Raw genomic sequence first — 7,926 nt, 5'->3', positions numbered from 1 at the left:
GACGTGCGCGAGCGGCTGTTCGACGGGCTGATGCAGGGCTTCGATCTGCTGCAGGAACACAGGGCGGCAGTGCTTGCGATTCGCAACAGCCGCGATCCTGCCGTTGCGGCGCTGGTGATGGGCAGGGTGCCATGGCACGTCAGGCGGATCGCGGTTGCGGCGGGCATGCGCGTCGGCGGGCTGCGTGGCCGGGCACGGCTGTTGGCGCTGGGCGCCTTGTGCTGGCGGGCGTTCAGCGCGTGGCGCACCGATGGCAGCGCCGACATGTCGGCGACGATGGCCGCACTCGACCGATTGCTGGACAAGGCCGAACGCGCCGAACGGGAAGGGCTTTCACCCGACCTGGTGGGCCTGCCGGGGCTTACGACGCTCGTTGGCCGGCTGCGGCCGTAATCCGCGCCTGCCGGTCAAGTTCCTCGACCATTGCCCGGTCGGTCGGCGGTATCAGCCCGGTCAGCACTGCCCAGAAGCCGCTGACGGCCTGCTGCCCGGCGGCGGCGTAGGCGGCCGCAACCCGTTCCCGCAGCGCGTCGAACAGTTCCGCCTCAAGGGTTCCCCCCTCGTCGGTCACTCTGAGGAGCCGCTGGCGCCGGTCGATGGTGCCGACGCTTTGCTCGACCAGTTGCAGGCGCACCAGATCCGCCAATACCCGCGACAGCGACTGCTTGGTGATCGACAGCAGGCGCAGCAGGTCTGACACGGCAAGGCCGGGTTGCCGGGCGATAAAATACAGCGCCCGGTGATGCGCGCGCCCCAGTCCGCGTTTGTCGAGTATGTCGTCGGCGCCTCGGATCATGCTGGCATAGCCGAAATACAGCAGTTCCACCCCGCGCCGAATCTCTGGCTCGCGGAGGAACAGCGCCGAGGCCCGCACGGGCGCGATCGTGGGCGAAGATGCGTCAATCATGTTGACCGATTTTGCCGGAACATGCTAGCCGCTGCAAGCGTCTTGCGACGGTCGCCCCGCGCGGCCGCCCGGCAGCGATCAGCGCGCGGTTTTCGGAGGTAACAGGACATGTCTGGCGGATTCGACGATCGGGATGGAAGCATCTGGTTTGATGGCAAGCTGGTGCCATGGCGTGAAGCGAATGTGCACGTGCTGACCCATGCCATGCACTATGCCAGCGCCGTGTTCGAAGGGCAGCGCGCCTATGGCGGCAAGATCTATTCGCTTTCGGAACACAGCGAGCGGCTGATCCGTTCGGCCCGCATCCTTGGCTTTGAAATTCCCTGGACGCGCGAACAGATCGACGAGGCATGCCGGCAGACGCTGGCGGCTTCGGGCCTGACCGACGCCTACATGCGCCCGGTGGCGTGGCGCGGCAGCGAGCAAATGGGCGTGGCCGCCCCGAACGCGAAAATCCATCTGGCGATCGCCTGCTGGTCGTGGGGGGCCTATTTCGGCGCCGAAGCACTTGCGCGCGGGCTGAAGCTGGAAATCGCGCAGTGGCGCCGCCCCGCGCCCTATACCGCGCCCACCGCATCGAAGGCTGCCGGCCTGTACATGATCTGCACCCTCTCGAAGCACCATGCGGCCGACCACGGCTATGACGACGCGCTGATGTTCGACTGGCGCGGGCAGGTGGCCGAGGCGACGGGCGCCAACGTGTTTTTCGTGCGCAACGGCGAAATTCATACGCCGACGCCCGACTGCTTTCTGGACGGCATCACCCGCCAGTCGGTCATCCAGCTAGCCAAGCGTCGCGGTATCAACGTGATCGAGCGCGCCATCTGGCCTGAAGAACTGGAAAGCTTCGAGCAATGCTTCCTGACCGGAAGCGCCGCCGAAGTGACGCCGGTTGGTTCCGTCGGCCCGTGGTCGTTCGAAGTGGGCGACATGACCCGGCAGATGATGACGGATTACGCCGCCCATGTGCGGGGGGCGCTGCCCAACCGCTGAAACGGCGACATGGTCCGGATACCCTGCACGTGTTGATCCGATCCGGACAGATTATGTTGCATTGCGACAAATTGTGCGTTAAGCGCGACGAGCCTGAGCCAATCCAAAGGTTTCAGGCTGTTGCCCCAGTCAGTTGTTTGGTAAACGCAAGTCCGGGGTCGATAATGGCGTTATGCACGCAAGATGCGCGCCGTAATATCAGGTAGGCTGGTCCACACCGGTCACCGACAAGAGACGAAGGCTGCCGAGCTACGCTTATGAATGGCGAAATTCTGAATATGCAGGGCGCTGCCGATCGGCGCTCCAACTCCGGGCGCCGTGTGGGTGCCAGACTGGCATGGGTTGCAGTGGTGTTCGCTGCATGCTTCCTGCTGGTGATGGCTGCGCCGCTGGTGCAGGGCCTTGGGCTTTCCGCAGACGAAGGCCAGTGGCAGTCGGCCGATATGGCCGCACATGCAGTCGTCGCGCAGGAAGTGACAAAGCTGATCGCGCAGCCCTGACTGTCGGCCCGATGTCCGGTTCGAGGGCATCGTGGCTTCCCCAGCCGCTCCACCAGCATGTGTCGTCGGCTGGCGCCGTCGGCGCCTTTGCCGCGCATGGTTGGCAGGCGCATTGCCGATCATCGGTACGTGTGCCATCAGTTGACCGTCTGCCAGCGGATTTCTAAACGGAAGCCGACTTTTCAGGAGACACCGATTTGGCGCACCGTGTGGCACGACGCTGGCCAGAATGCAGGCTGCCGGAATACAGGCTGATCCTGATGGCGTTGGCCGGGGGTGCGGCGCTTGCGCCCGCTGGCGCGCAGCAGCTCGATCCGCAGGTTCTGAAATCCCTTCAATCGCAACTGGGTGCGGAAGCCGCGACTTCCGGGCTTACGACGGGTGCAAATGCCGTTTCGGCAGTGCCGCAGGGGGCGGCGACGGGCAGTGTCGCGGTGCCGGGCCGTGTCGATACGCCGGAAGAACAGGAAGTCCGCCGTGCGGAAGCGCGACGCCAGCTCGTCGGGCTATATATGCCGACGGCGATCGAGCGCGACTATCGCCGCCGCCTCAATGAGCCGAGGCTCAGGCAGTTCGGCTATGACTTCTTCCTGAGTGCTCCGCCGCCGACTGGCGTGCGCACTGGCGCGATCGGCGACGAGTATGTACTTGGTGTCGGCGACGAGGTGCAGGTGGCGTTTCGCGGTGCGACCAACCGCAGCCAGACCGTCCGGGTGGACAGGGATGGCCGCCTGATCGTTGCAGGTCTTTCGCCGGTGCAGGCGGCAGGCCGTTCGCTGGGCGACGTCCGCTCCGAGCTGGAAGCCGAAACCCGTCGCACGATGCTGGCGACCGACCTGTTCGTGTCGGTTGGCGAGGTGCGCGCGGTAAGCGTGTTCGTCGGCGGCGAAGTCGAACGCCCCGGCCAGTTCACGCTGACGTCGATGTCGGACGTGGCGACGGCGATCGCGCAGGCGGGCGGGGTCCGCCGCTCCGGCTCGCTCAGGCAGGTGCGGGTCGCCCGCGCAGGCGGAGAGACTATCACCGTCGATCTCTATGGCCTGCTGGGCATCGGCGCCCCGCCGGCGGTTCGCCTGCGCGACGGTGATCGGGTGATCGTGCCGGTGATCGGGCCAACGGTCGCGGTGACAGGGGCGGTCGCTCGGCCCGGTATCTACGAACTTCGCGGTGCGCAGTCGGTCGGTGCGGTCGTCGCGTTTGCCGGCGGCGCCATCCGGCCGCGCGGGGCACAGGTGGTCATCAGCCGCATCGGCGCCGACGGCAGCGAGAGCTTTCTGCGCGCGCCGGCTGCTTCTGCCCCGGTCGCGGGCGGAGATGCCGTGCAGATCGTCGCCGGTTCGGCCGGTGGCGCGACAGGGCGGGTGCAGCTTGAGGGGCATGCGGATAATACCGGCGCCCGGCCACTGGTGGCGGCGGGAACGGTGGCTGAACTGGTCGGCGCCCCGCAGGATCTTCGCGCCGATACCTATCAACTGGCGGCGGTGCTGGTGCGCCGCGATCCATCCAGTGGCGCGCGCATATTCGAAGTGCTGAACCTTGCGCACGAACTGCACGAGAAGCCCTCGACACGGCTGCAAAGCGAGGACCGGCTGTTCCTGTTCTCGCGCGCGGACGTCGAGTTCATGAACAGCACGGCGGTCCGGCAGGTCGTGCTGGGGCAACCCAGTCCGCGTTTTGGGTGCCAGTCGCTGCGGCGGCTGTCGGCGTTGGTGCGGGATACCGGCGCCAATCGGTTCAACGCCGTCACGCGTGGCGGTTTCGTCGTGGTGTCGGAAAAAGGGTCCGAGCTGGGAACTGTGGGGGCAGCGCTGGGGCAGGGCAGCCAGCGCGCGACCGATCTTGCAACGACCGGCCGGCAACAGCGCACGCCCGACCTTGCAACGACCGGCCGGCAACAGCTCATGGTTGCAGACGAAACATCGGATCAGCGCCCATCCGAACCATGGGCAGAGAACGGCACCGATGATGCACGCTTGCCTTGCCCGGCCGTGTTCGAGGCCGAACCGGAACTGCTGCCGGTGCTGATCGAGCATTCGATCAGCGTCGGCGGTTCTGTGCGCAGGCCGGGGGCCTATCCTGCCGGTGCGCATGTTTCTGCGCGCGACCTTTCGCTGGTGGCGGACGGGCTGCTGGCCGGATCGCGGAACATGATGCTGGACGTCAATCGCGCCGACGGCTCTGGCACGGAACGGCTGAAGGCTGACAATCGCAACCTGGCCTTGCAAACGGTGACGCTGGCTGCCGGCGACGACATCCGTTTCAACGCCGAACAGCCGGCCTTCGAAGGCTCGGGCGTGCTGTTGGCGGGCGAAGTTGCGCGGCCCGGCCTCTATGCCATCCGCAAGGGCGAAACGCTGCTGGAACTGCTGACGCGGGCCGGCGGCGTGACGGGATATGCCTACCCCTATGGCACGGTCTTTACACGGCGCAGCGTCAAGGAAAGCCAGGAGGAAGGCTATCGCCGCACCGCTCGCGAACTGAACAACAGCCTGCTGGCAGTTGCGGCGCGGTCGAGCCAGTCGAGCGGAGATGGTCTTGCCGGTGCGGCCGCCTTGATCCAGACGCTGTCGAAGGCGGAAGCGTCGGGCCGGATGGTGGTCGAGGCGGACCCGCGTGTGCTGGCGATGCGGCCCGATCTGGATACCATACTGGAATCCGGCGACAGCATCTTTGTTCCGAAACGCCCGAATTTTGTGATCGCGCTGGGCGATGTGAACAACCCCGGCGCATTGCAGTTCGTGGCCGGAAAACCGGCCGCTGCCTATCTGCGCAACGCCGGGGGCGTACTGGCGACCGCCGATGACAAGCGAACGTTCATGGTGCTTCCGAACGGCACTGCGGAACCGCTTCGCACCAGCGGCTGGGGTGGTGGTTCAGGTGCGGTTCCGCCGCCGGGCACGACCATCATCGTGCCGAAGAACATCGACCCGCTGTATCGCCTGTCGGTGTTCCGCGATATCACCACCATCATTGCGCAAATGGCGACATCGGTGGCGACGGTAGCCGTTCTGGCGACGCGGTAATGGCGTTCGCGCTGGCGAACCTGCTTCTGGGCGCGCTGGTCGCGCTGGTGGTTGGCCAGAACGCGCGCGCAATATGCCTGCCATTGGGCCTGATGGACTTTCCGGACGCCGACGGCGGCCGCAAGCTGCACGCCAAGGACACGCCGCTTGCGGGCGGCATCGCGCTGGTGCTGACGGTGCTGGCGACGGTGGCATTGCAATTGCCCGTCGCCGGAGATCCGCAGACCGGGCGGATGTTGCTGTGGTTCCTGATCGCAGTCGTCGGCTTGTTTCTTGTCGGCCTGCTGGATGATCGGGTCGGCCTCAGTGCACGGATCCGGTTGGCGGCGGCGGCGATCATCCTGCTGGCCGCGCTGTCGCAAGTGCCGGATTTTGCCGTTTCGTTCCTGCTGTTTTCCGGCCAGACCGAGCTTCTGCTGCTGCCGGGCGCCGGTGGCATCCTGTTCACACTGCTGTGTTTTGTCGGGCTGCTGAATGCGGTGAACATGGCCGACGGCAAGAACGGCATGGTGATCGGGCAGGCGATCGTCTGGTCGCTGGTGCTGCTGATGCGGGCGCCGGCGGTGATCGTGCCGCTGATTGCGGCGGTGCTGGGTGCGCTGCTGGTGCTGTTCCGCTTCAACATGCGCGGCGCGCTGTTTCTGGGGGATGGCGGAAGCTACGGTATTTCCGCCATTTTCGGGCTGCTGGCGATCTACAGTTGGAACAACGGCTTTGATACCATGCGCGCCGACGACATGGCGCTGATCTTTGCCGTGCCGGTTTTCGATACGCTGCGCCTGATCGTGCAGCGGCTGGTGCGGGGGAAAAGCCCGTTTGCGCCGGGGCGCGACCATCTGCATCACTATCTGTTCGCCCGCTGGGGCTGGCCGCGGCCGTTGCTCTGGATACTGGCGCTGGTTGCCTTGCCCAACTTCGCAGCGGTTGCGTTTCCGGGAACGGGCTATGTCTGGCTGCTGGTCACGCTGGGTGGCTATTGCGGGCTGCTGTGGATCGCCACGGCCCGCCCGAAGGCTGCCGTCTGATCGGCTGCTGCCCGATCGGTTGCCGAAAAGGGGCTTGAAGCCCGTGGTCGTTCCCGCTATCTGCGCGCCTCCGGACAGGTCGGCGCCAAATCGCCCGGCCATGATTGCCGGCATTGGGGTGTAGCCAAGCGGTAAGGCAGCGGTTTTTGGTACCGCCATTCCCAGGTTCGAATCCTGGCACCCCAGCCACCGGCAGCGGCACATCGCGCCAAACCACCACAACACGGCACAACGGGAGCAACTGGCATGGTCTGGGCAATTCTTGTCGTTGCCGGGCTGCTGGAAGTGGTCTGGGCCTATGCGATGAAGCAGTCGGATGGTTTCACGCGCCTCGTCCCTTCCGTCATTTGTCTGGCGGCGATGGGGGTCAGCTTTGCATTGCTGTCGTGGTCGATGCGGATATTGCCGCTGGGCACTGCCTACGCGGTATGGACGGGGATAGGCGCGGTTGGGGCGTTTCTGGCCGGCGTGATGTTTCTGGGCGAATCGGCGGGCGCGGCGCGCATTCTGGCGGCGGTGCTGATCGTTGCCGGGATCGGGCTGATGAAGTGGGCAACGCCCGGCTGAGCAGTGCGTGCAATACGCGCCGGCGTTGACCATCGCCGGGTGGGCGCGCACAGACTTTGGGTCATGGAAACGCCTCCCACGATCACCGATATCCGGCTTGCGCATGCGCGGATCGCGCCGCACATCCACCGCACCCCGATCCTGACATCGCGCGCGATCGACGTCATTGCCAACGCAAACCTGCTGTTCAAATGCGAGAATTTCCAGCGCGCCGGAGCGTTCAAGACACGCGGCGCCTTCAACGCCATTCTGTCGCTTTCCGACGAGGCGGCCGCGCGCGGCGTCGTCACCCACAGCAGCGGCAACCACGCAGCAGCCGTGGCGATCGCCGCACGAACGCGCGGCATTCCGGCCCATGTCGTGATGCCGCGCACGGCCCCGGCGGTGAAAAAGGCGGCGGTTGCAGGCTATGGCGCCAACATCACCGAATGCGAGCCGACGATGCGAGCGCGCGAGGAGGCAGCGGCTGCCATCATCGCGGCAACCGGCGCCGTGCTGATCCCGCCGTTCGATTCGGCGGCCGTCGTCGCGGGGCAGGGGACATGCTTTCTGGAAGTGCTGGAAGATACGGGCGTGATGCCCGACGCGGTGACATGCCCTGTAGGTGGCGGCGGGATGATGTCGGGCACGGCGATCGTTGCAGCGGCAATGGCACCGCAGGTGGCAGTGGTGGCCGCCGAACCTGAGGCCGCAGACGATGCCGCCCGTGGGTTCGTGTCGGGCCGGATGCAGCCGCAGGTTTTGCCGGTCGCCACCATCGCCGACGGGCTGGCGACGGGGATGAGCGCGCTGACGTTCGGGATCATGCGCAAACATGTGGCCCAGGTGGCAACGGTGTCGGAACACGCGATCATCGAGGCGATGCGGCTGGTGCTGACGCGGATGAAGATCCTGATCGAGCCGTCGAGCGC

8 protein-coding genes and 1 tRNA gene are annotated in these 7,926 nt (G+C 66.0%); 8 read left to right on the top strand and 1 reads right to left on the bottom strand.

The window, feature by feature from the left end; all coding sequences use genetic code 11:
* The coding region (locus AC16JP_RS09920) for a hypothetical protein (protein ID WP_484340454.1) at positions 1-393 on the top strand (393 nt) is incomplete at its 5' end.
* Here AC16JP_RS09920 and AC16JP_RS09915 read toward each other — a convergent pair.
* Entirely contained in the window at positions 362-907 is a 546-nt protein-coding gene (locus AC16JP_RS09915; RefSeq protein ID WP_484340453.1) for a MarR family winged helix-turn-helix transcriptional regulator, read from the bottom strand. The genes AC16JP_RS09920 and AC16JP_RS09915 overlap by 32 nt on opposite strands.
* Before the next feature lie 108 nt (positions 908-1,015).
* Between AC16JP_RS09915 and AC16JP_RS09910 the strand changes: the two genes are divergently transcribed.
* The 7 genes from AC16JP_RS09910 to AC16JP_RS09880 form a co-directional block, all read left to right on the top strand.
* Positions 1,016-1,900, top strand: a complete 885-nt coding sequence (locus AC16JP_RS09910) for a branched-chain amino acid aminotransferase (RefSeq protein ID WP_484340452.1) — start codon at positions 1,016-1,018, stop codon at positions 1,898-1,900.
* Between the two features lie 320 nt (positions 1,901-2,220).
* On the top strand, positions 2,221-2,400 hold the full coding sequence (locus AC16JP_RS09905; protein ID WP_484340451.1) for a hypothetical protein: 180 nt from the start codon (positions 2,221-2,223) through the stop codon (positions 2,398-2,400).
* Between the two features lie 260 nt (positions 2,401-2,660).
* Complete coding sequence (locus tag AC16JP_RS09900; RefSeq protein ID WP_484340450.1) at positions 2,661-5,423, top strand: SLBB domain-containing protein; 2,763 nt, start codon at positions 2,661-2,663, stop codon at positions 5,421-5,423.
* Positions 5,423-6,448: a glycosyltransferase family 4 protein gene (locus tag AC16JP_RS09895; protein ID WP_484340449.1), complete on the top strand. Its 1,026-nt coding sequence runs from the start codon at positions 5,423-5,425 to the stop codon at positions 6,446-6,448. The genes AC16JP_RS09900 and AC16JP_RS09895 overlap by 1 nt, the downstream gene beginning before the upstream one ends.
* A gap of 114 nt (positions 6,449-6,562) precedes the next feature.
* Positions 6,563-6,637, top strand: a tRNA-Gln gene (locus tag AC16JP_RS09890).
* A 57-nt stretch (positions 6,638-6,694) separates the two neighbouring features.
* Positions 6,695-7,015, top strand: coding sequence for an SMR family transporter (locus AC16JP_RS09885; protein WP_484340448.1), 321 nt, complete (start codon positions 6,695-6,697; stop codon positions 7,013-7,015).
* 63 nt (positions 7,016-7,078) lie between these two features.
* Positions 7,079-7,926 (top strand): pyridoxal-phosphate dependent enzyme (locus AC16JP_RS09880; RefSeq protein ID WP_484340447.1); only part of this gene is annotated, 848 nt, incomplete at its 3' end.

It is taken from the genome of Sandaracinobacteroides sp., from assembly GCF_057137845.1.
This window is presented reverse-complemented; position numbering and strand designations above follow the sequence as displayed.